19 protein-coding genes are annotated in these 22,452 nt (G+C 68.4%); 12 read left to right on the plus strand and 7 right to left on the minus strand.

All coding sequences use genetic code 11. From position 1 onward, the window contains the following. The first annotated feature begins 457 nt into the window (after positions 1–457). Positions 458–1,540: a DUF6693 family protein gene (locus DB30_RS37855; RefSeq protein WP_052558586.1), complete on the plus strand. Its 1,083-nt coding sequence runs from the start codon at positions 458–460 to the stop codon at positions 1,538–1,540. 76 nt (positions 1,541–1,616) lie between these two features. Here the strand turns inward: DB30_RS37855 and DB30_RS37860 are convergent, their stop codons facing one another. After that, entirely contained in the window at positions 1,617–2,519 is a 903-nt protein-coding gene (locus DB30_RS37860; RefSeq protein WP_052558588.1) for a hypothetical protein, read from the minus strand. Positions 2,520–2,595: 76 nt separating this feature from the next. Between DB30_RS37860 and DB30_RS37865 the strand changes: the two genes are divergently transcribed. Continuing rightward, entirely contained in the window at positions 2,596–3,354 is a 759-nt protein-coding gene (locus tag DB30_RS37865) for a hypothetical protein (RefSeq protein ID WP_052558590.1), read from the plus strand. 10 nt (positions 3,355–3,364) lie between these two features. On the opposite strand, the gene DB30_RS37870 is transcribed toward DB30_RS37865, so the two are convergent. Continuing rightward, positions 3,365–4,024: a hypothetical protein gene (locus DB30_RS37870; RefSeq protein ID WP_052558592.1), complete on the minus strand. Its 660-nt coding sequence runs from the start codon at positions 4,022–4,024 to the stop codon at positions 3,365–3,367. Between the two features lie 121 nt (positions 4,025–4,145). On the opposite strand from DB30_RS37870, the gene DB30_RS37875 reads away from it, so the two are divergent. The 4 genes from DB30_RS37875 (at position 4,146) to DB30_RS37890 (ending at position 7,879) form a co-directional block, all read left to right on the plus strand. Continuing rightward, positions 4,146–4,805 carry an RNA polymerase sigma factor gene (locus DB30_RS37875; protein WP_165704140.1) on the plus strand — a complete coding sequence of 220 codons (660 nt, stop codon included), beginning with the start codon at positions 4,146–4,148 and terminating at the stop codon, positions 4,803–4,805. A gap of 1 nt (position 4,806) precedes the next feature. Further along, positions 4,807–6,528 (plus strand): tetratricopeptide repeat protein, encoded by a 1,722-nt coding sequence (locus DB30_RS37880; RefSeq protein ID WP_052558596.1) that lies wholly within the window; start codon positions 4,807–4,809, stop codon positions 6,526–6,528. Positions 6,529–6,579: 51 nt separating this feature from the next. Then, a complete protein-coding gene (locus DB30_RS37885; protein ID WP_052558598.1) occupies positions 6,580–7,212 on the plus strand; it encodes a DUF3093 family protein in 633 nt (210 codons plus the stop codon). A 259-nt stretch (positions 7,213–7,471) separates the two neighbouring features. After that, complete coding sequence (locus tag DB30_RS37890) at positions 7,472–7,879, plus strand: HU family DNA-binding protein (protein WP_052558620.1); 408 nt, start codon at positions 7,472–7,474, stop codon at positions 7,877–7,879. Between the two features lie 366 nt (positions 7,880–8,245). Here DB30_RS37890 and DB30_RS37895 read toward each other — a convergent pair whose 3' ends face one another. Both DB30_RS37895 and DB30_RS37900 read right to left on the minus strand, forming a co-directional pair. Then, positions 8,246–8,986, minus strand: coding sequence for a crotonase/enoyl-CoA hydratase family protein (locus DB30_RS37895; protein WP_052558601.1), 741 nt, complete (start codon positions 8,984–8,986; stop codon positions 8,246–8,248). A gap of 17 nt (positions 8,987–9,003) precedes the next feature. Further along, complete coding sequence (locus DB30_RS37900; RefSeq protein WP_146662475.1) at positions 9,004–9,459, minus strand: hypothetical protein; 456 nt, start codon at positions 9,457–9,459, stop codon at positions 9,004–9,006. A gap of 65 nt (positions 9,460–9,524) precedes the next feature. Here DB30_RS37900 and DB30_RS37905 point away from each other — a divergent pair, with 65 nt between their 5' ends. Next, the gene (locus DB30_RS37905; RefSeq protein WP_052558605.1) at positions 9,525–11,483 is read left to right on the plus strand and encodes a PEP-utilizing enzyme; all 1,959 of its coding nucleotides are present in this window, start codon (positions 9,525–9,527) and stop codon (positions 11,481–11,483) included. Between the two features lie 40 nt (positions 11,484–11,523). Continuing rightward, positions 11,524–11,697, plus strand: a complete 174-nt coding sequence (locus DB30_RS37910; RefSeq protein ID WP_153258477.1) for a hypothetical protein — start codon at positions 11,524–11,526, stop codon at positions 11,695–11,697. On the opposite strand, the gene metF is transcribed toward DB30_RS37910, so the two are convergent. From metF to DB30_RS37925, 3 genes are all read right to left on the minus strand, one after another. Beyond that, positions 11,691–12,620, minus strand: a complete 930-nt coding sequence (metF, locus tag DB30_RS37915) for a methylenetetrahydrofolate reductase [NAD(P)H] (RefSeq protein WP_052558607.1) — start codon at positions 12,618–12,620, stop codon at positions 11,691–11,693. The two genes, DB30_RS37910 and metF, sit on opposite strands and share 7 nt — an antisense overlap. 67 nt (positions 12,621–12,687) lie before the next feature. Further along, entirely contained in the window at positions 12,688–14,640 is a 1,953-nt protein-coding gene (locus tag DB30_RS41995) for a serine/threonine protein kinase (protein ID WP_052558609.1), read from the minus strand. Between the two features lie 497 nt (positions 14,641–15,137). Beyond that, positions 15,138–15,962: a tetratricopeptide repeat protein gene (locus DB30_RS37925; protein WP_146662477.1), complete on the minus strand. Its 825-nt coding sequence runs from the start codon at positions 15,960–15,962 to the stop codon at positions 15,138–15,140. 429 nt (positions 15,963–16,391) lie between these two features. Between DB30_RS37925 and DB30_RS37930 the strand changes: the two genes are divergently transcribed. The 4 genes from DB30_RS37930 to DB30_RS37945 all read left to right on the plus strand — a co-directional run. After that, on the plus strand, positions 16,392–16,886 hold the full coding sequence (locus tag DB30_RS37930; protein WP_146662478.1) for a hypothetical protein: 495 nt from the start codon (positions 16,392–16,394) through the stop codon (positions 16,884–16,886). A gap of 48 nt (positions 16,887–16,934) precedes the next feature. Further along, positions 16,935–18,380 carry an MBOAT family O-acyltransferase gene (locus DB30_RS37935; RefSeq protein ID WP_052558616.1) on the plus strand — a complete coding sequence of 482 codons (1,446 nt, stop codon included), beginning with the start codon at positions 16,935–16,937 and terminating at the stop codon, positions 18,378–18,380. Between the two features lies 1 nt (position 18,381). Continuing rightward, positions 18,382–21,783, plus strand: coding sequence for a hypothetical protein (locus DB30_RS37940; protein WP_052558618.1), 3,402 nt, complete (start codon positions 18,382–18,384; stop codon positions 21,781–21,783). 13 nt (positions 21,784–21,796) lie between these two features. Then, a partial coding sequence (locus tag DB30_RS37945; RefSeq protein WP_146662480.1) for a hypothetical protein occupies positions 21,797–22,452 on the plus strand: 656 nt, incomplete at its 3' end.

The following is a 22,452-nucleotide window of genomic DNA, read 5'->3' on the forward strand; positions in this document are numbered from 1 at the left end:
GCCCCCGCCCGGCGCCCCGCCACAGGGTGGTTTCGGAGCGCCGCCACCCGGCGCGCCACCGCCCGGATCGCCACCGCCCGGATCGCCCCCGCCACAAGGTGCCTACGGCGCCCCGCCCGGATCGCCCCCGCCCGGATCGCCCCCACCCGGATCCCCACCGCCACAGGGTGCCTACGGAGCGCCGCCGCCCCAAGGCGGATTTGGTGGACCGCCGCCCGGCGCTCCACCAAGCAGTTCGCCGCAGCCTGGCTTCGGTGGTCCCCCGGCTGGTGGTCCCCCTGCTGGTGGTCCCCCGGCTGGGGGTCCCCCGGCTGGTGGTCCCCCGCCCGGCGGCGCCTACGGAGGCGCGCCGATGGCCGCCGCCGCTGGCGGTGCGATGGCAGCTGGTGCCGCCGCGGGCCAAGCGTTTGGGAGCCCGCCTCCTGGTGGTCCGCCAGCGTATGGCGCCCCGTCTGGCATGACCAACGCGTCCGCTGGCGGCGAGGCGCGGGGTGACTTCTCGGGTACCGGCGGCGAGCTGCTTGGTCAGCTGTTCGTGGGCTACCTGCTCACGCTGATCACCTTCGGCATCTACAGCCCCTGGTTCATGTGCAAGTTCGCGAACTTCATCGCGGAGCGCGTCACCTACGGCCCCACGGCCAAGGGCACCGTCCGCTTCAAGTTCGAGGGCGAGGGCGGCCAGCTGTTCGTGACCTTCTTGGTCGGCTACCTGCTCACCATGATCACCTTCGGCATCTACATGCCGTGGTTCATGTGCAAGCTGGCCAAGTTCTTCACCGACAACACCACCGTCAGCATTGACGACGGCAGCGTCTACAAGCCCCGCTTCGACGGCGCTGGTGGCGACCTGTTCGTGACCTTCTTGGTCGGCTACCTGCTCACGGCGATCACCTTCGGGATCTACGCGCCCTGGTTCATGTGCAAGATGAACAAGTGGTTCGCAGAGAACACCAAGATCACCAAGAACGGCCAAGACGTTGGCGGCATGGACTTCGTTGGTGAGGGCGGCGAGCTGCTCGTCACCTTCATCGTCGGCTACCTGCTCACGCTGATCACCTTCGGGATCTACGGGGCCTGGTTCCAGGTCAAGATGATCAAGTTCAACGCCGACAACACCAAGTTGAACGTCGACGGCCAGCGACTGGGAATGCGCTTCACGGGTGAGGGCGGCGAGCTGTTCGTCATGGTCCTCGTTGGCTACTTGCTCACGCTCGTCACGTTGGGCTTCTACATGTTCTGGTTCATGGCCAAGCTGCTCAAGTGGCAGCTGTCCAACACCGTCGTGTTCGTTGAAGGCGGCGCGCCCATGTCCATGGGCATGGGCGGCGGCCAGGTCCAGCAGCTTGGTGGTCCACCGCAGGGCCAAATGCCCTACGGTCAGCCGCCCCAGCCGCAGCTTGGTCAAGGCCAACCTGGGATGGGTCAACAGCCCGGCGGCCCCCAGCCCGGCTACGGCGCACCGCCGCAAGGTGGCGGCTACGGAGCACCGCCGCAAGGTGGTGGCTACGGCGGCCCGCCTCAAGGTGGCGGCTACGCCTGACGCTGGCGGCTACGCCTCACGAAAAACGGCCCGGATCTCCGGGCCGTTTTTTTTGGTTCACCCTCGAGGCTGGCGGCTATTTGGACGCGGGCGGGACCGCCGGCAGACTGGTGAGCGCGGACGTGATCCGCTCATACCCCACCCACCAACGGTAGTGCTCGCAGTCGTGCCGGCTGTAGAAGTCGACGATGTCCTCCCACGCGGCCTCGCCAGTCTCGAGCTTGCGAGCAAACTCCACCGCCGGAATCTCTGCGCACATCTCTACCCCGGCACCCGGAAAGTGTGAGCGGCTGCTCAGGTTGTCGTGGCCCACGGCCTGCGGCGGGATCTTGCTGAGCCAGCGCGCGCCGATCTCCGACACCTCCATGACCCGCAGGTCCGTCAGCTCGACCTCGTGCTGGCCCGAGCACACCGAGATCTCTGCGGTCTCGTTGGGCATCAGCACCATCGCGTTGTAGCGGGTCTGGGCCCGGATCTGGCAGTCGCCAGCCCGACTGCGCATGCGCACGAAGTACGCCAGCGGCGTGCGGGTGACGTTCTTGAATACCGCGAAGGTGTGGATGTTCTTGGTCTGCATCCCGCGACGCTCGACCTGGACCTCTTCGGCCTTCACGTTGATCTGCATGCCGCCTTGGCTGATCGACGCGCCCAAGGCGAGCGAGCGCGGGTCACCCGGGGACGCAACATGAAAGAAGGTGTTGGGCTGCAGCAGGCGCTCGCGGCTCGGGGCCCCAAGCTCGTAGCGCGCGACGGTGTCGTCGATCGAGGTCTGGTAGAACTCTTTGGTGTTCTGGTAGCTGGCCGTCTGCTCCAAGGCCTTGCGCTGGGCCTGTTCGGGATCGACGCGCTTGGCCAGGGCGAGGTCGACCGCGTCGCCCGTGTCCAGGGTCATGCGCGTGCTGACCCAACCGCCAAGCAACAAGACCACCGCCAGACCAATGCCAGCGGCGGAGCGGGTCGCGGTCACGTTCACGTCCATCCGCGGATGCTAGCGCGCAGGTGTTCGCGCGTCACCAACGGATCCCCGCGGGTCAGCAGCAAAGTACAATCGGGTCATGCTCGAGGTGATGATGGGCCCTCCCGGCAGCGATAGCTTGGCAGAGCTGTGCATCGGCATCACCGCGGGGCTGGCCGTTGGGCTGCCTGCCATGCGCTGGTACGCGGGCGTGCGGGGCAACGAGCCCGTCCCATCGCGGCGCGCCGCCACGCTGCGCTCGGGTGTCGCGATGCTGGCCTGGTTGGTGTTGACCGCGGCGCTCGCGGGCAAGGGGGTGCTCGCCAACTTCGATCGCTTTCCCCCGCCAGTGATGCCCGTGGTGCTCGCCAGCTTCGCGTTGACCTTCGTCCTGGCGTTCTCACGGTTTGGCGAGCGGCTCGCCCGGGACCTGCCGCTGGCGCTGCTCGTTGGCTACCAGGGCTTTCGCGTGGTCGTGGAGATCATGCTGCACGAGGCCGGCGATCAGGGCGTGATCGGCCAGCAGATGACCTGGTCGGGGTTCAACTTCGACGTGGTCACCGGGCTCACGGCGCTGGTCCTGGGGGTCTGGCTGTGGCGCCGGGATCCGGGCAAGCCGCAGCCGCGCGCGCTGCTGTGGGCGTGGAACCTGCTCGGCCTTGGCCTGCTGTTCACGATCGTGATGATCGCGATCCTGTCCATGCCGACCCCGCTGCGGCAGTTTGATGGGCCGCCCAACGTGTTCGTTGGCTACTTCCCGTTCGTGTGGTTGCCCACCGTGATGGTCACGGCGGCGTTGTTCGGGCACCTGCTGATGTTCCGCAGGTTGCTGGCGATCGGTCGCTCGCCGACTGTCTGAGCACCGTAATCTACTCGACAGCGCCAGTGGCCCACGCGGGATCGTCGGGCCGGCGATCCCAGTGGCCAGCGCGGGCGAACAGCAGCGCGTTGAGGCTGGGCAGGTCGAGCCCGGCGCGGGCGGCGAGCCACAGATACGCGCCGCGCACCCGCAGCTTGGGGCCGACCAGCCCGGGCAGCCGGTCCGCCTGCGGCCAGCGTTGCGCCCGGTCGTCGTCGTGATCGCGGATCCACGCGGCGAAGGTGGTGGTCGTGAGCGTGGTCCCACGGCCAAGCGCGGCGCGGAACTCGAGCTGATCGCGGATCAGCTCGTGGAGCTCGGCCCAACACAGGACCGCGAGCGTGGGTGTGGCTTGGTGGGGCTCGCCGTTCGCCCACTCGGGCGCGCGGGCCTGGTTGGGGAGGGCGAGCCCGGCCGCGGCCGCGGCGTGACGAACGAGCACGCGCTCGGGCCCGACCAGCTCGCTCTCTCGCAGGGCGCCCGGCCAGCGCGACGACAGCTCGACGAGCAGCTTGCGGAAGGCCGGTCCGCGCTCCGCCGCCGCCAACTTCGCCGCCGCCGCGAGGGCGGTGTACTTGTCGGTCATCGCTTGCCACTGGTCGCGCGCTGGCGATTCCTGCCAAAACTTGGCGGGCAGGAAGCCGGGAACGCGCTCGCGGATCATGAGCATGTCATCGGTCTTACCAGATCGGCGCTGTGGTGATCTGCTACCCTGGGCGCACATCAGAAATCCCATGACCCGTGGTGTCCCAGAGTTTGGCCCAGGCGACGGGGCCTCATCGTCAGCGCTCATGCTCGAATCCATCGAATTCCTGCCCGGCGACTCTTGCGTTGGCGTCACGTCGTTTCCAGGCAGTGGGCCGGGGAACGGGGCCGAGAGCGCCGACGAGGCCAACACCGATCCCGCAGCGAGCGAGCGCCAGGCCCAGCGCGCGCTCGTGGAGCTGGCCCGCGCCGGCAATGAACGGGCACTTCGACAGATCTACGAGCAGCACGAGCACCAGGTCCGGGGCCACCTGTTTCGCCTGCTCGGGCGCGACAGCGAGCTCGACGATCTCGTGCAGATCGTGTTCTCCCGGGCGTTCGCGGCGCTCGACCGGTTCGAGGGCAAAGCCGCGATCTCGACCTGGCTGTACCGCATCACCGTCAACACCTCCCACAACTTGATCCGCCAGCGCTTTCGTCGTGACCGGATGCAGCGCGCGGTTCAGTGGTTCGAGTTTGGCCGCGGCGCAGATCGGGTCGCGCCCAGCAAGGTCGACGCGCGCGACGAAGCCCAGCGGATCCTCGCGCACCTCCAGCCGGATCTGCGCCAGATCTTCGTGCTCTATCACCACGAAGGTCTCACCTTGCAAGAGATCTCCGACATCATCGAACGCCCGCTCTCGACCGTGGGAGATCGGTTGACGCGGGCCCGCAAGCAGCTGCGAGAGCTGGTGAGCCAGGACTGACATGCCGCAGGTTCACTACGGCTGCCAGGAATTCAGGGAGGACACCGAGCGGGTGATCCAGGGCCGGGCGCACCCCGAGCTCGCGCAGCTGTATCACGGGCACTTGGCATGTTGTCGCGGCTGCCAGCGCTACCATCATCGGCTCGAGGCGATCTACCGGCGTCCGTCGGCCGGTCCCGCGCTCGACGGGTTCGCCCGCGACCTCGAGTTCGCCGCGATCCTCGAGCGCGCCAAGTCGCAGGGCCAGCGCCCGGTCCAAGCTCGGGCGCTGCGCCGGGTCAGCACGTCGGCGGGTGTCGCCGCGCTCACGGTGGTCGCGGTGATCCTGGCGCTCGCGCTGGTCGTGCCAAGCTTTGGCGCGCGCTTGTTTCAGCCGCCCGCGGTCGCCCAGCTCGAGCTGCGCTCGGACACGGGCTACACCAGCTACGGCGACGATATCCACATCCCGGTTGGCCACGGCCTCTCGCACCAGGCTCAAAAGTTCGCGCGCGTGATCGGCTGGGAGGTTGGGCCTGGGCTCGCGGGCCCAGGTGCGCAGGTCGAGCTGACCGACGCCGAAGGTCGGCCCACCACGGGCGACAGCCTCACGGTCGGGACCCAAATCACAACCAGTGACGCCGCCGTGCAGGTCGCGTTCGTTGGCCGCCTGATCGCCAACTTCCAACCCCACACGGTCGCCCGCTGGAACAGCGCCAGCGCGAACTTGGTGGAGTTCGGGTTGATCTCGGGCACGATCGCGGTCCGCTACGACCGCCGCCCCGGTGATCCGATCTTGCAGGTCCGCACGCCCAACGCGATCGTGCGGGTCGTTGGCACCGTGTTCACGGTCACCGTCCACGAAGGTCGCACCTCGGTCTCGGTGTTGCGCGGCAAGGTCGTCGTCGTCGATCCCAGCAATGGTCGTCCGCTCGGTGAGGTCGAGGCGGGGTTTCGCTTCAACGTCGACGACTCGAGCTATCGCGATGTTGGGCGGCAGGAGGTCGCCGCCGCGCTGCCGCTGTCCGAGCTTGGCGAGCTGCTGGTCACCGTGTCCGACGCGGGCGAGCTGATCATCGAAGAGCCGCGCCGCGAGTTCGGTCAGATCCCGCGGGCGTGGACGGTGCCCGGCTTGAGCAACGATCCTGCCCAGCGGATCCTCGACCGCGTGCTCGATCCCGACGCGGCACCCAGCTCGTCCGAGGTGGCCCAGGCCGGCGCTCGTTCGGCGGGTCGTCCGCCAGCACGCGTCGATCCTTCGTCGGCCCACGCCCGCGCGCGCCCAACCAGCGACAACGGCGAGGCCGCGACCCGCGAGCTGATCAACAAACAAGTCCGACGCGAGCGCGATCGCAAGGCGCACGTCGAAGCTCGGCTCGAGCGTTGTCGGGTGCTGCAGGCAGAGCCCGAGACTCGGTTTCGCGCCGCGCGGTGTCTTGGCGACTTCATGAGCGAGCTCGGCGACGAGCCCGAGGCCGTCGAGGGGCTGTTGTTGCTCGGGACCTTGCGCATGGATTTCGCCCACGACTACCAGTCGGCGACGCGCAACTTCGAAGAGTTCCTGCGTCGGGCCCCGCAGCACCCAAAGGCCGAGCTCGCTCGCTACAAGTTGGTGCTCGCCGCGATCGAGGCCGGCTACATTCCGCACGCGTTGCAGCGTGGCCTGGCCTACCTGCGGCACTACCCCGACGGGCAGTACGTCGGCCGCATCCTGCAGCGCTTCCCCGAGCTGAAGTCCGAGATTTGAGCGCGCGCGTGGTCGTTGACAGCCACGGTCTGCAGGGTCGAAGCTAGACGGGTGAGTGAGGGCCACGAGCTCGTCGTCCGCGAGGACTCGGACTCGGACTCGGAGTCGGCGTCGCTGGCCGTCAACGGGCAGGGGCGCTCGCCCGACGCGTACGAGGCCAAGTACATGCACGGCGAGGGCATGGTGCTCTACCGCGACAAGAGCCGCGCACCCTGGCCGCTGCACGCCGTGTTTGCTGCGATCAGCGCGGTGACGATCGGCTCGGCGTTCGCCGGGCCGGGCGCGTGGGTTGGCGCCGCGATCACCCTGCCGCTGGTCGCCCTGATGTGGCTGCTGTTTTCGATCCTGCGGGTGACCGTCTCGCAGGGGCAAGTCAACGTGCAGTACGGTCTGTTCGGACCCAAGATCCCGATCGCGTCGATCTCGTCGGCCGAGGCGGTCGAGTACGACTGGAAGCAGTGGGGCGGCTGGGGGATCCGCGTCAACACCAAAGGCGAGTGGATCTACAACATGCCCGGCGACCGGGGTCGCGCCGTTCGCATCGCCTGGCAAGATCGCAAGGGCAAGTCCAAGGTCACCTACGTCGGCAGCCTCGAGTCCGAGGACCTCGCGCGCCGCATCGCGGAGGCCCGCGCGCTCGCAGGCGGCACACAGCCTGCGGCCCTCGAGCCCGGCGACGACTGAGGCTGTGACCCCCGCGGAGGCAGCGCTGTCGCCGGCTGACTCGGGGCTGCTTGGGGGCCTGTCCGTGGGGCTGTCTGTTGGGCTGTCCGTTGGGTTGGGCGGGCGTCGCCCAGCCGGCGCCCTCCCGCGGGGCAGGTCCCGACAACGAGTGGCATGCGCACGCAAAACTTCTTGATATCGCTCGGTTTTTGGCCATACCATGCAGCTCCGAGGGCGCACCCAGAGCCGCTGTGGCGTCCCACGAACCGAGAACGAACCGGTGACCAAGTCCGAGCTGATCGAGCGTATCGCTCAAGAGTCGGGGCTGCCCAAGGGGCGCGCAGAGATGGTGGTCAACACCATCTTCGACTCCATGACCAGCGCGCTGATCGCTGGGGATGGGATCGAGATCCGCGGCTTCGGTAGCTTCACCGTGCGGCTCTACAAGTCCTATGAGGGCCGCAACCCACGGACCGGGGATGTCGTCCACGTCGCGCCCAAGCGCTTGCCGTTCTTCAAGGTCGGCAAGGAGCTGCGTGAGCGCGTCAACGGGAGCTGGGATGCCGAGTCGGAGGCTGCCGTCGAGGCTGTGAGCGCGCCCGCTGCTCGGCCGGCGGCCGCGCCTGCGCCGGCCAAGCCAAGCACCCCCCGCCGCCGCGACGAGTCCCTCTCCGAAGACGTGATTTAGTCATTACCCCCACAGGCGGCTTCGCACTTCGGCTGCGCTCGCTTCGCTCGCTTGCTTTTTGGGTGTTTGTTCGCGGGGGTATGATTGGCCCCCTAGGAGGGGGCTCTCGTCTGGGCGCTTGCGTGCATTTGGGGGGCGCTCCAACTGCGTGTCGGTTGGTTGTGGGGGGGTAGATTGGTGGTTTGCTTGGGGCTCTGGTTTGGGTGCTTGCGGGCACTGGGGGGCGCTCCAACTGCGTGTCGGTTGGTTGTGGGGGGGTAGATTGGTGGTTTGTTTGGGGCTCTGGTTTGGGTGCTTGCGGGCATTTGGGGGGCGCTCCAACTGCGTGTCGGTTGGTTGTAGGGGGTAGATTGGTGGGCGCCTTCGCTACTTCTTGGTGAAGCGGGCGATGTTGTCGAGGAGGTCGGGGCTGGCGAGGGAGCGTTGGCCGTGCTCGAATTCGTTGCTGATCGCCTCAGCGAGCGGCATCGACCACTGCTCGTAGCTCGACAGTCGATCTTGGCGCATGCAGGTCTGGGGGAGGGCGCTGAGTTGGGTGGCGAGGGTCTTGGCGGTCGATAGTGCCTCGCCGGGATTGCACAGGCGGTTGGCGAGGCCCATCGCCTTGGCTTCTTCGCCACGGACTTCGCGACCGGTCAAGATCAGGTCCATGGCGTGGGCGTGGCCGATCAGGCGGGGGAGGCGGATCGTGCCGCCGTCGATCAGGGGGACGCCCCAGCGGCGGCACAGGACGCCGAAGGTGGCGTTGGTGGCCGCGACTCGCAGGTCGCACCACAGCGCGAGCTCGAGGCCGCCGGCTACGGCCCAGCCTTCGATCGCGGCGATCACTGGCTTGCTCAAGAGTGTTCGCGTGGGGCCCATGGGGCCGGGGCCGCTGGGGGTGAGGTGGTTGGGGCGGCCCTCGGCGATCGCTTTGAGATCGGCGCCGGCGCAAAAGCACTCGCCTGCGCCGGTCAGGATCGCTACGTCTAGCTCGGGATCTTGGTCGAAGCGGTCGAACGCGGCGCTGAGTGCTTCGGCGGTGGGGCGGTCGACGGCGTTGCGACGCTCGGGGCGATCGATCGTGACGATCGCAACGCGGGCGTGGGTCTCGTAGCGGACGCTCATGCCCTGGTTATGCCGGATTATCCGCCGTGTCGGGCTCGGGCGAGGGTGACGATCACGCCGTGCGGGTTGACGCTCTCCCACTGCTCGGGCTGGTGGTAGCCGCGGGCGAGCCACTGCAGCACGCGGGCTTGGCTCGCGGCGGCACGCGCGAGCGGGCGCGGGTCGATGCCAAGCAGGCCGCGAACGATGCGCCGACGCGGGACCGCGAGCTCGATGATGAGGGTGCCGGGGCGCAGGGCCGCCAGGCACGACTCGGGCACGTTGGGGCGCTCGAGCCAGGTTCCGAACAGCAGGGCGTCGAGCTGGGCTGGCGTTGGCGCGTCTGGGTCGTCGTCAGCGAGGGTGGGCCAGTCCAAGAGGGTTGAGCGGACCCGGCGGGGGGCCTTGCGTGGCGCCCACGCGGCCACCTTCAGCCCTGCTAGCCGGACCGGCAGCCACTCCGCGAGCGGCGGACAGGGTAGGTGGACCTCCACGGGAGGATCTTGCGTCACTGCCGACCAACTCCCAAGTTCGTGGCGAAGCGGCGTAGAATAGGGGGGTGAGCTTCACGATCGGCGAGACACCCGACCGCGATGATCTCGGTAACTATCCGAAGGTCGCTCGACAGCACGCGCTCGCGGCTCGCGGGATGCGGGTGCCGCCTGGGGTGGTGCTGGATCTCGCGCGGGCTCGGGAGGTGCTGCGCGCCGCGCTAAAGGGCGACAGCGACAAGATGATCGCGTGGGTCCGCGAGCAGTTCTCCAACGGGCACACGCTCATCGCCCGCAGCGCTGGCAGTCGCGAAGATCGTGAGCAGACCAGCGGCGCGGGGCTTGGGATGTCGATCCCAGGGATCCAAGATCTGACCCAGCTCGAGGGCGCGCTCGCGATGATCGAGGCCCACGGGCGCACGCTCGAGGGCGTTGGCAACCTTCACGCTGGGCGCACCTTGATGCTGATCCAGCGCGAGGTTCCCCGCCGGGCGCTGCTGGTGGTCGTGCGCGGGGGCGATCCGGGTGATCGCTTCTATGTCGAGACCCACGGTCCCAAGGCCGGTCCCGAGCCGCTGGCCGAGGGGCGCTCGCCGGACTGGGCTGGGCCGCTGAGCGAGTGGAGCGACGACAGCCGCGCGCGCGTGGAGCAGCTCGCGATCGAGGTCGCGGCCAACGAAGGGGGGCCGCACGGCGTCGACCTCGAGATCGTGGTGGATCCCAGCGGCGAGCCGTGGCTGGTCCAAGCGCGACCGCTCACGGCTCCGCTGCATCCAGGCTGGGCGGCGTTCTCCGAGGCCGTCGCCCGCGAGGGGCACCAAAAACACATGCGTGGCTCGCTGTTGTTCGACGGCGAGCACAACCCCGCGCCGCTGTCCCCGGCCCACGCATGGGTGATGCGGCGGCTGGCGAGTCAGCGCCCGGGGAAGTCGGGCGATCCGGTGGTGCTGGCGGGTTGGTTGTACGTGCGCGTGCTCCCGCGCGCGCTCGGATCATCGAAGCCGGGCACCGCGGGCGCGGCTTTGGTGATGTCCGTGCACGAGGCGCTGGGGTGGCTGCGCGACGAGGCGCTGCCCCACGCGCGCGTGATGCTGACGCAGTACGCGGCGCTGCTCGACTCCGAGCCGCCGATCCGCGTCGCGCTCGCGCGCGCAGAGGCGATCTTCTTCGAGATGATCGACGCCTACGTCGATCGTCTGGTCCCGGCGCGCCGGGCCGGCCTGAGCCGGGTCGCGGCGAGTCAGGACCCCATTCAATACCAAGTCGACGCGCCGCTGACCCTGCGGGCGCGGGCGCACTTTCTCGACGTGCTGCCAGCGGTGTGGGACATCGCGAGCCCCAGCCTCGCGGAGCTGCTCGACGACGTCGAACACGAAGAGGACGAAGCGCAGCTACCCACCAACGAGGCCGCGGCCGTGGGGTTGCTGGGCGAGTGGGACGATCACCTGTTCGCGTGTGGCCTGGCGCCGTTGCGCGCGCTGTGGCGCTACGCGGCGCGGCGGCTCGATGTTGATGAAGCCCGGGTGTTCTTGCTCGATGGCGAAGAGCTCGTCGGCTTGGACGCGGATCCACTCGCGCTCGGGGACGTCGACGAGCTCGAGCGCGAGCTCGCGCGTCGGATCGCGCTGCTCGAGACCCAGCGCCAGCTCGAGCCACCCAGCCGGATCATCGATGGCCAGCCGCTGCCGCATCCGTGCGGTGGGCGGCTGCGGGGGCTGGCAATTGGCGGGTGCTTCGATGGGCCGATCGCCCAGCGCCGCGACCTTCGTGATCTACTCGCGGATCCACCCGAGGCCGGCGCCGTGCTGTGTATCCCCGCGCTCACGGCCCAGGCCGCGGTCGCGCTGGTCCGGCTTGGGATCCAGGCGGTGTGCACCGAGTACGGCGGGGCTCTGGCCCATGGGGCGCTGATGGCTCGCGAGCTGGGGTTGTCGGCGTTGATCGGCTGCCACGGGTGCACGCGGCTGGCCGAGGGCACGCGGGTGCGGCTCGACACCCGCGCGCGACGGTTGGTGGCGACCGGATAGGTCGCCTGATCCGGCCACGCTACAATCGACCCGCGCGACCATGGAAACGCTCAAGAACTTCGCCGTCCCGCTCGTCGCCCTCGTGCTGCTGCTCGTGTGGTTCTTCGTGATCCGCCCCATGCTTGGCGACACGCCGGTCGAGCCCGAGCCGGCCGCCAAGTCGGGCGAACCGGCCGAGCCTGCGAAGCCGGCCGAGCCCCCCGCGAGTCAGTGAACCGCCCGCGCGAGCGCGAGGATCTCGAACAACGCCCGGGTCGCGGGTGAGCGGTTGAGCGTATAAAAGTGGATCCCCGAGACCGTGGACGCCTGCCGCCGAAACGGCCCGTTGCTCGGCCGATCCAGCAGCTCCCGACACTGGTGCGCTGCGTAGCTGACCCCCGTCCAGAACACCTCTTGCGGATCATAGCCGTCGGTGGTCTCGGAGATGTCGTCGAGCCGGCTGCGCAGCACGCTGGGGATCGTCGCGCCGCACATCTTCGTGAACCGGTCGATCTGCTTGACGTTGGTGATTGGCATGACGCCCGGGATGATCGGCACGCTGAGCCCGGCCCCGCGCACGCGGTCCAAGAAGCCAAAGTACGCGGCGTTGTCGAAGAACAGCTGGCTGATCAAGAACTCCGCGCCCGCGTCGATCTTGGCGCGCAGGTGTTGAAGATCGGCTTCGGCGGTGTCGGCCTCGGGGTGGACCTCTGGGTAGCAGGCCCCGCCGACGCACAGCTCGGGCCAGCGGTCTCGCAGCCACGCGCACAGCTCGCTCGCGTAGCGAAACCCGCCCGGGGTGTGCTGAAACTGGGTCTGGCCCCGGGGTGGGTCGCCGCGCAGCGCCAAGATGTTGCGGACCCCGGCCTCGAGCAGGCGCTCGACCACGGCTTCGATCTCGTCACGGGTGCTGCCGACACAGGTCAGGTGAGCGAGGGGCTCGATGCCCAGCTCGCGCTTGATCCGACCCACGATCTCGACGGTGCGTGTACGCGTGCTGCCGCCCGCGCCGTAGGTCACCGAGACGAAGTCCGGCTCGAGCGGGGCGAGCTGCTCGAGGCTGCGCCACAGCACGCGCTCACCCTTTTCGTTGTTGGGCGGGAAGAACTCGAAGCTGAACACTGGGCGCTTGTGCGCCAGTCGATCGCGGATCAACATGCCGCCCTTCGAATAGCACGGCCGTGCTCGCTTGGCTTCCGCTCGCGCGGCGAACCTCGTGACGCGATCACGGCGACTTTGGGTTGCCGAAGGGATCGAGGATCTCCGGCGCGAAGCGGTGATCTTCGTCGGGTTGCGGCTTGGGCTCGGGCTCGGGCTCGGGCTCGGGCTCGGGCTCGGGCTTGGGCTTGGGCTTGGGCTTGGATTCGGGCTTGGGCTTGGGCGCCTTGGTCCCCGCGGGCTGCGGCGTCTCGAAGGGCTCGACCGGAGCCGCGGGCGCCGGGTCCAGCACGAACTCGAGATCCCGATCCCGCGTTGGGGTGACGGCGACGTGCAGATCTTCATGACCATCCGCGCGCAGCAGCAGCTGCACGGCCGCGTCCCCGCGGGGGAGCTCGAGCTGGGTGACATCGCCGCGCTCGCTGGGCACCGGCTCCGAACCGGTGGGCTGACCCGCCGCGTCGAGGATCGTGACGGGCACGTTGGTGTGCAAGCGCAAGCTGACGCGCGTGGCTTCGACCGGGTCCGCGACGACGGCCTGGACTGCAGGAGCCGGCGGATCAGGGCTGGTGCGCTCGGTGGCGACCAGAGGTTGATCTGCGCCACCGGGCGAGGTGACCCCAAGTGCGCGCGCGACCCCAAACGCCAGGCCGATCACAGCGGCGATCGAGACCACGCTGATCACGACGACCCGCGCGCGAGAGCGGGTTGGTGCCGCGCTCCCAGCTACCTCGGTGGCCGTCTTCGACTTCAGCGGAGCCGTGTCTTCGAGTGCGACCGTCGCCTGAACGGGGGGCGTCACACCAAGCGGCAGCGTTGGGCCGATCGGGAGCCCCGAGCCCCGCGGCCCTGGCCGGGCGTTGAACCCCGCGCCCCCCGGTCCATCGAGCATCGTGCGCTCGGTCAGCAGCGGCATCGTGCGACGCTCGAGCAGCTCGACGGGCACGCCGCCCGGCCGGCCCACGGCCGCGATCGCTTGGCCCATCTGCGCCATCGAAGCGAAGCGATCCCCGGGATCCTTGGCCAACGCGCGCAGCACGATCGCGTCCATTTGGTCGGTGATCCCAGCGTCGGGCGCCCACTTCGAGGGCGGCTCGGGCGGCTCGAGCAGATGCTTTTGGCGCATCACCGGGAAGGTGTCGGCCTTGAACGGCACGCGCCCACACAGCAGCTCGTACATCATGATGCCGGCGCCGTAGATGTCCGCGCGGTGATCCGTGGGCCGGCCGCGGGCCTGCTCGGGCGACATGTAGTCGGGCGTGCCCAGCACCATCCCGGTTCGGGTCAAGCGCAGGCCGCCGCTGACCTGCATCTTGGCCAGGCCAAAGTCGAGGACCTTGATGTAGTCGGGATCCTCGTGTCGCCCGACCCGCAGCACGTTCTCTGGCTTGACGTCGCGGTGGACGATCCCGACGTCGTGCGCGGCCTGCAGCGCCCGGCAGATCTGGCCCATGATGTGCGCGACGCGTGACCACGCCAACGGGGCCTCGCGCTTGCAGACCGCCGACATGGACTCGCCCTCGAGGTGCTCCATCACCAAGAACGCCGAGCCGTCGGCCTCGGACCCATAGTCGATCACCTCGACGACGTTCTCGTGGGCGATCAGTGAGACCGCGTTGGACTCTTGCACGAAGCGCTTGCTGATGTCCTCGCGCTTGGCGTAGCGGCGGTTGAGGACCTTGACCGCGAAGGTCTTGGGTAGCTGGGTGTGGCGGGCCAGATAGACCGTGCCCATGCCGCCCTTGCCGAGCATGCGGACCAGCTCGTAGCGCCCGTGGATGATGTCGCCCGATCGATCATCCGGCTCGGCGCTGCGCTGCACCACCAACTCGGGGCGCGAGTCGGGGTTGGCACCAGCCTTTGCTTCCAACGCCATCGTCGGCGCGATCGTTCGGGTGATCGCCGAGATGAGCTCGTCGGGCCCCCCGCTGCCGCTGATCGCCTCGGACTCGAGGACCTCGCGCTCGAAGTCATCCTCGAGCCCAGGCCGGGTCTCGCCGAGTGCGTCGGTCAGCGGCACGAGGGGTACTATATGACCCCCCCGGCCGCCTTCGCACTTCGTGGTCGCCTTCCTTGACCCCCCCGGCCGCCTTCGCACTTCGCGGGTCACTCGCTTCGCTCGCTCCCAATGGGCCGTTTGTTCGCAGGGGTATGTGTGGCCCCCTAGAAGGGGGCTCTCGTCTGGGCACCTGCAGCCACCGGGGACCTCTCCACTTGCGTGGCGTGCCGTTGTGAACTGGTGGGTTGCCGCTGCGCCCACGTCGCTCGCACGGGTGGCCGCTCGAAGGGGCTCGAAAGGGCCTCAGCTCTGTGAGCCGGCGCAGCCGCCTGTGGGGTCATCGATAACCCGCCAGTCCACGACAAACGACACGCAATTGGAGCGGCACCCACCAGCTGCAGGTGCCCAGACGAGAGCCCCCTCCTAGGGGGCCACACATGCGATAGCGAACAGCCAGCCCATTGGGAGCGAGCGAAGCGAGTGACCGCGAAGTGCGAAGGCGCCTGTGGGGGTAACAATCAAAACGAGCCCGTGAGGCCGAGGCCCGCGTAGCCGGGGCCCGCGTTGGGCAGCACCATCACGTTGCGCAGGCGCGCCGCCTTGTTGCGCTGCATCCCGACGACCAGCAGCGCAATTCCAGCGCCCAGAAACACGGGCGCGACGATGCCTCCGGTGACCGCGAGCGCGTTCATCGTTCGGCCTCGCTTGCGCGCGGCTTCCCGCTCGTCCGTGAAGGCCGCGGCGGCGTCGAAGTCTTTTTGTGCGGAGCCACCCAGCACCAGGCCAGCGACCAGAAGGCCCGCTCCGGCCGCGCCAACGCCGATCATGACGCCGCCACCAATGATGAGGCCCTGGCCCGGCTTCTCGTCAACCAACACCTGTGGGGCGTCGTCGGTGGGCTTGTCTTCGGGCTTGTCTTCCGGCTTGTCCTCGGGCTCCTCGGCCGCGGCGAGGTTCGCGAGGATGTCCTCGATCTTGCCCTTCTCGCTGGCGATCTCGCTGGTCAGCTCGGTCCCGGCGGCCTCGAGCGAGGCCTCGTACTCGTCGAGTAGGGCCTTGGCGTTGTCGATGTGGACGCGGTCGTCGGCGCTTCGATAGGCTCGCAGGTAGGCGTCGAGCGCGACGTTCATCAAGGTCTGGCGGGTGGCTGCGTTGTCGGGGGACTCCGGCAGGGTACGCACGGCCTGGGCCCACAGATCACCGGCGGCTCCGTAGTCGCCAGCGTCGAATTTTTCCTGACCTTGAGTGTACAGATCCTCGAAGCTCGGCGCCGCTTGGGCGACGTGAATTGGCGCCGTCGCCAAGGCGACGGTGAGGAGGCTAGCGAAGAGACGCGACGGCATGCTCATGTGGCCCATGACCGCGCGCACCATATCATCTTTTATGGACCCCCACATTGACCTTAGACCTCGCCGACTGCAGCCGCTTCGCGTCTGGTCGCTTCGCTCCTCGGGGCTGGCTGTTCGCATGGGCATGTGTGGCCCCCTAGGAGGGGGCTCGGGGCGCTTCGGCGGACGCTTACGGGCGCTTCGGCGACCGCCTACGGGCTGGCTGATCGCATGGGCATGTGTGGCCCCCCAAGGCGCCCTCGGAGGGGGGCTCGGGTGGCTTCGGCGATGTCTGAGGTGTCTGTGGGGGTCCAGAGAAGACCGGAAAAGTCTCTCGCGCCGAACGCGGGAGGTCGGGGTCTCAAAACGCTGCCGGGCGTGATAGAACCGGGCGCCAAAATGCCTTACCAGGTCTCACGCACCGACACTGGTCAGTTCGTCTTGATGGACCCATCGACGGACACGGTCATCATCGACGACGAGCTCGCGGCGGGCTTCGAGAAGCTCGAGCGGGCGGTCGCGGACAAGCCCGCGATCGGGACGGGGGCGGGGGCTGGGGGTACGTCTGGGGCGGACGCGGCGACGCAGGGGTCGTCGGCGTTCAGCTTTCAGGGGGGGCCTCGCTATACGCCCATCCTGCTGGGGGTGGTGCTGCCGTTTGCTTGGTTGGCGGTGCTGTACTTCGCGCTGTCGAACTTGCTGTCCGAGCACGCCCTGGATCGCGGGGCGGCGGAGCAGACCCAGACGCAGATCCAAGAGCTCGAGCGTGAGCTGCAGTCGCTGCGCAGCGAGATCTCTGGGGCGCCACGAACGGCCAAGACCAAGCCGCAGCGCAAGTCCAAGCCCGCCAAGGCCAAGCCGGCGGCGGTGTCGGGCGATGCGGTCCGCGCCGTCGCGCCCAGCGACGAAGACGAAGACGAAGACGTCCAAGACGACTGAGCGCGCGCTCGGGAGCCCCCTGTTCGCGCCGACAGACGAAGGCCCACCGTGGAGTTCAACTCGCTCGAGTACGTGCTGCTGCTGGTCGTCGCCAGCTTGCTGTTCTTCGGCGCGGGGTATCGAGCGCGGCTGATCATCCTGATCGCGGCAAGCCTGATCTTCTACGCGGCGTGGAACGTGCCGCTGGTCAGCTTGATCGTGATCTCGGCGGTCATCGACTTCACAGCCGGTCGCCTGCTTGGGCGCTACGGCAGCGAGCAAGCCCGCAAGCGCAAGGCGGTGCTGGCCGTCAGCCTGATCGTCAACCTTGGGCTGCTCGCCTACTTCAAGTACGCGAACTTCTTCCTGGACAACCTGCACGCGGCGCTTGATCTGGGCCCGGGCGGGGACTTTCTGGACATCGTGCTGCCGCCGGGCATCAGCTTCTACACGTTCCAGACCATGTCCTACACGATCGACGTCTACCGCGGAAAGATCCGCCCGACGTCGTCGTTTCTGCGCTTCTTCTTGTATGTCTCGTTCTTCCCGCAGCTGATCGCGGGGCCAATTGAGCGCGCGGGGCACTTGCTCGTGCAGTTCGATCAGGCGGCGAACCGTCGGTTCGAGGTCGACAACCTCGTCAGCGGCGCGCAGATGATCGTGTTTGGGATGTTCAAGAAGGTGGTGATCGCGGATCACTGCGGGCGCCTCGTCGATCAGGTCTACGCCGATCCCAGCGTCTACGACGGGTGGAGCGCGTTGATCGCGACGTACGCGTTCACCCTGCAGATCTACTGCGACTTCTCGGCGTACAGCGAGATCGCGCGGGGCTCGGCGCGGATCTTTGGCGTCGACTTGATGCGCAACTTCGACCAGCCCTACCTGACCAGCAACATCTCTGATTTCTGGCGACGCTGGCACATCTCGCTGTCGAACTGGTTTCGCGACTACGTGTACATACCGCTGGGCGGCAACCGCAAAGGCAAGACCCGCACCCTCGCGAACCTGACGATCACGATGTTCTTGTCGGGCCTGTGGCACGGCGCGGCCTGGACCTTCGTGCTCTGGGGGCTGTTTCACGGGGTGCTGTTGTTGCTCCACGCGCAGGTTGGTCAGCGCCTGCGCGAGCGCATGCCCGGCGGCTGGTCACGCAACGACTATGTGGGCCAGCTCGCGCGGCTTGGGTCGTGGTTTCTGTGCTTTCACCTGGTCGTGTTCGGGTGGATCTTGTTTCGCGCCAAGGGCCTCGAGCAGTTCGTGATCGTGGTCCGATCGATCGCCCACGACCTGGCCGGGGTGTTCGTGGGGGGCCCGGGGCCCAGTCACGAGCAGGCGCTGTTCTTGCTGGGGCTTGCCGCGTTCTTGGGGATCTCGGCGGTGGAGCGGCGCTATCGCATCATCGATCGGATCTGGGCCTCGCCGATCGCGGCGGTCGTGTTCGCGACGGCGCTCATCGTCGCAATGATGCTGCTGGGTCTGCGCGACGGCCCGGCGTTCATCTACTTCCAATTCTAGGATGCGCGAGCCCACCCACCAGCCCGGTCCCTGGGTGAAGATCCTCGCGGTGCTGGTGCTGCTGGTCTGCGTGGATCTGGCGCTCGCGCTCGGGCCGGCCGAGTCCAGCGCCTCGGACCCCAACCCAAGCAGCAGCGCAGACATCCGCGCGAGCTTGGTGAGCCTGGCGACGGCGGCGGGCGAGGGCCGGCCGGCGCTGCTGTTGATCGGCGACTCGGTCCTGGCGGGCGATGTCATGGCCGGGCAGGTCGAGGACTGGCGATCGCAGCGGGTCGTCGATCACATGCGGGCCGAGCTCTCGTATGACAGCCAAGCAGAGATCCAGCAGGTCGCCCTCGATGGCCTGCTGCCCGTTGACGCGCTGCACGTGCTCGCCGAGCTCGATCGGGTGGACCCGCGCGGTGACGTCCGCGTCGTGTTCGAGCTCAACCTCCGGTATTTCTCGCGGGAGTACGGCCGCAAGTCCGACTGCACCCGCGAACAGCTGTGCGAGCTGGGGCAGATGGCGCTGGTGGCTGGTGGCAGCTGGCAGCGAGCCGCGCTGGGTCTGGCCGAGACCGCCGACCTGGGTCGCGACTGGCTGGTCGAGCGCACCCCCATTCATCGGCATCGAGGCCAGCTGCGCCAGGTCGAGCTCGACGGCGTGGACGGGCTGCTGGTCCGGCGCGAAGCGACCGCGACCGATCGAGACCAAGACGATCCCCAGCGCCGCGCGCAGGGCCTCGCCCGCGTGCAAGAGCACTACCGCCAATCCACGCTGACCCCCGCCCACGCGCAGGTCCAAGCCCTCAACGCGATGCTGGATCGGCTGCAGGCCCGCGGTCGGCCGGCGACGCTGTTTCTGACCCCGCTCGAGGATCCCTTCGTCAAAGCGACGCTGCGCGGCAATCGACTGACGCGTCGCTATGAACAGATCGCCAACATCGTCAACGAGCGCGGCGTCGATCCAAGCTTGCTGCAGCTGATTGACCTCGACCATCCGGTGTTCGAGCCCCACGACTTCTTGGATCACGTGCACCTGCGCCCGGCCGGCAACCGGCTGCTCGCGATCAACCTGCTCCACCAGCTGGGTCTGCCGCTGCGCTCGCGGCCGCTCGACTGGATGCTGATCCACAGCGAAGATCACGACCGCACGCTGATCCATCGACGCGGCAAGGGCTTCGCCGACGGGGCCGGCTGGGAGGCGCTGCTGCGTGACGCCAAGGGCGTGGCCGTGAGCCCCGATGGCTCGTGGATCGTGATCGCCGACACCGGCAACCATGTGCTTCGGCAGCTGCGCGGCAACATGCAGTTCCTCGAGCGGCTGGCTGGCAAGCCGACCAAGCAAGGGCGTGGCGACGGTGAGGCGCTCGAGCAAGCCCGGCTGACCGAGCCGCGCTCGCCGGAGATCGTGGGTGATCGGGTGTACTTTGTCGACGGCGAGACCCGCAGCCGGGTGCGCGAGCTGGCCGACGGCTTCGTGCGCACGCTGGAGTGGACGGGCCCGTCTTGTCCGCACTACGCCGTGCTCGAGTCGGGGCAGCTCGACGGGCGCGAGTGGCTGTACTTTCTGTGTGACGACGATCGGATCATCTCGCTGGACCTCGCCGCGGGCCGCTCGACGCTGACCTCGACGCCGCGCGCCCCCTTGCTCGCGGATCGCCAGACGGGCGCGCCACGGGGCTACAAGGCGATCGAGCCGACCCACGACGGGCGCCTGCTGTTCGCCGACGGCGGCTCCGCGATCTGGGAGCTGCGCCTGCGCGGGGACGGCCGCGCCCACGCCCCGCGCCGGGTCTACGACAACTTGGGCGAAGATCTGCTGCCCGACGAATTTGGCCAGACCTACCCGTTTGGGTTCGACGAGATGCGCTTCGAGCAGATCGTCGACATGGAGTGGGTCGAGCGCTACGGCGCGCTGCTGATCCAAGATCAGCAAGCGCTCGGCGGCGGCAATTCGCGTCTGCACCGTGAAGAGACCGAGCGCATCCACCTGCGCCTGGTCGACCTCGACAACCGCATGATCCTGCCGTGGGTCAAGGCGATCCCCCACTCCGAGGCGTTTCACATGTGGAACGCCAAGACCAAGAACTTCGTGTCCTACTATCACCTGGGCGCGATGGCGATCGCCCGCGATGACGCGTCGCTGGTGTGGGTCGAGCACGATCGCTCGCGGGTGTTTCGCCAGGCCGATGGCCTGCTGGGTGTGCAGAAGCTCGGCAACATGCACACCCACTACGGCGCGATTCACCACTTCAACCCGATGAGCAGCGACGGCTCGGCGTGGCTGGGCAGCAATTGGCGACCCGATCGCTACATGGGCACGCGCCACGAGCCGATCCCGCGGCGCGGGCCGTTTGTCGCGCTCATGGTTGGGTCCTCGCTGTCGGCGATGTCGGATCGGATCGGCAGCTACTCGCTTGGTCGGCAGCTCGAGATCGAGCTCCAGGCCCAGCTTGGCGTCCGCGACAACATTCGCCTGGACCTGTTTCAGCGCACCGCCAGCGCCGCGGCGCTCTACTACAGCACCGGGATGTTCGAAGAGTTCCTCGAGGCCGGCGGCCCGCCGCCTGACGTGCTGTTCTTCGAGCTCCACGACTTCAACCACCGCTTCTTTCGCGGGACCAACACCCAGAGCGAGCGGATCGAGCAGCTGGGCAGGCTCGAGGCGCTCGCAGATCGCTACGGGACCTTGGTGATCTTCTATGACAACTCCGCGATCGAATCGAGGCGGCGCGACGGTCTGCGGCGAACCCATCGGGAGCTGCGCGAGCTGATCGCCGACGCCAAGCGCCTGGGCTTCGTGGTGCTCGAACCTTCGGACTGGCTGCTGCGCGAGCTCCTGAGCGAGAGTCCGTGGGGCAGCCAGCCGTGGGGCAAGGGCGGACACCACGGCTCCGCGTGGGCGATCGATCTGACCGCGCGCACGCTGGCGGCGATGAGCTACCCGGTCATCAGCGAGTTCTTGCGCGAGCGCGAGCCGGCCCGTCTGTCCGAGCGTGACCCAGCCAGCTTCGACGACGGCCACCCAGGCGAGCGTCTGCTCGCGGCGTTCGAATCGACCGCCGAGCAGATCGACCCCGACGCGCTGCTGGGCGTGTCGTCGGCCTACATGCAGCGGGCCTACGAGGCGCGGCAGGTGAAGATCTACGTGGACCTGGGCGGCTTCGAGGAGCTTGGCCGCAGCCAGGCCGAGCTCGAGACTGTCGCGGTGTCGGTGCTCTACGCGGTGCTCGTTGACGAGGTCTACGGCGAGCTGGCGACCGATGCCAGCGTCGAGCTGCTCGAGTTCTCGAACTACGACGAGTACGGCGCGGGCGTGCTCGAGTCGGCCAACTCGGTGTGGTCGCGCAGCTTTGATCGTGACTCGCTCGAGCAATTCTTGCAGGACTACGTCGCGGCGAACGGGGCGGGCGGTGACTGAAGAGGCCGCGCGGGTGCCGACGCACTGGGTGGGTGGACGGCTCGTCGAGGGGCGCGCCGCCAGGCATGTCTCGCCGTGGGCGCGGATCGTCGCCGTCGTGATCTTGCTGGTGGGCTTCGACCTGGCGCTGGGCATGATCCCAAGCGCCGACGAGCGTGAGCAGTCTGGCAACCCGAGCGGCTCCGCGCCCAACCCAAGCACCGGGCCCGAGCTGCGGCGCACGCTCGAGCTGGCGGCACAGAGCGAGGGGCGCTCGGTGTTGTTGATCGGCGACTCGGTGCTGGCTGGCGACGTCTTGGCGGCGGCCCGGCCCAGCGACTGGCAGCGCCATCGGGTGATCGACTACATGCACCGCGAGCTGGCTGGCCACGCCAACGCGAGCCTGCACCAGATCGCCCTCGATGGTCTGTTGCCCGTCGACGCCCTGCACCTCGTCGCCGAGCTCGATCGCATTGATCCTGCCGGTCGGGTCGAGATCGTGCTGGAGCTCAACCTGCGCTATTTCTCGGCCCAGTACGCCGCGCAGCGCGAGTGCACCCGCGCCGCGATCTGCGAGCTGGGCCGGGCGGCGTTCGACGAGGGGGGCCGGCCCTTGCTGCGCAGCTGGCAGGGGATCGCCGCCGCCGCCGCTGGCACCGGGGACTGGCTGCGCGAGCGGCGGCGGCGGCA

The organism is Enhygromyxa salina (assembly GCF_000737335.2).
Classification (GTDB): domain Bacteria; phylum Myxococcota_A; class Polyangia; order Nannocystales; family Nannocystaceae; genus Plesiocystis; species Plesiocystis salina_C.

Bases quoted from the DNA above. Each gene is read 5' to 3' on its own strand.
- DB30_RS37855 (WP_052558586.1), top strand. From the start codon at position 458: ATGACCAACGCGTCCGCTGGCGGCGAGGCGCGGGGTGACTTCTCGGGT.
- DB30_RS37860 (WP_052558588.1), bottom strand. From the start codon at position 2,519: ATGGACGTGAACGTGACCGCGACCCGCTCCGCCGCTGGCATTGGTCTG.
- DB30_RS37865 (WP_052558590.1), top strand. From the start codon at position 2,596: ATGCTCGAGGTGATGATGGGCCCTCCCGGCAGCGATAGCTTGGCAGAG.
- DB30_RS37870 (WP_052558592.1), bottom strand. From the start codon at position 4,024: ATGCTCATGATCCGCGAGCGCGTTCCCGGCTTCCTGCCCGCCAAGTTT.
- DB30_RS37875 (WP_165704140.1), top strand. From the start codon at position 4,146: ATGCTCGAATCCATCGAATTCCTGCCCGGCGACTCTTGCGTTGGCGTC.
- DB30_RS37880 (WP_052558596.1), top strand. From the start codon at position 4,807: ATGCCGCAGGTTCACTACGGCTGCCAGGAATTCAGGGAGGACACCGAG.
- DB30_RS37895 (WP_052558601.1), bottom strand. From the start codon at position 8,986: ATGAGCGTCCGCTACGAGACCCACGCCCGCGTTGCGATCGTCACGATC.
- DB30_RS37910 (WP_153258477.1), top strand. From the start codon at position 11,524: ATGGAAACGCTCAAGAACTTCGCCGTCCCGCTCGTCGCCCTCGTGCTG.
- metF (WP_052558607.1), bottom strand. From the start codon at position 12,620: ATGTTGATCCGCGATCGACTGGCGCACAAGCGCCCAGTGTTCAGCTTC.
- DB30_RS37925 (WP_146662477.1), bottom strand. From the start codon at position 15,962: ATGCCGTCGCGTCTCTTCGCTAGCCTCCTCACCGTCGCCTTGGCGACG.
- DB30_RS37930 (WP_146662478.1), top strand. From the start codon at position 16,392: ATGGACCCATCGACGGACACGGTCATCATCGACGACGAGCTCGCGGCG.
- DB30_RS37940 (WP_052558618.1), top strand. From the start codon at position 18,382: ATGCGCGAGCCCACCCACCAGCCCGGTCCCTGGGTGAAGATCCTCGCG.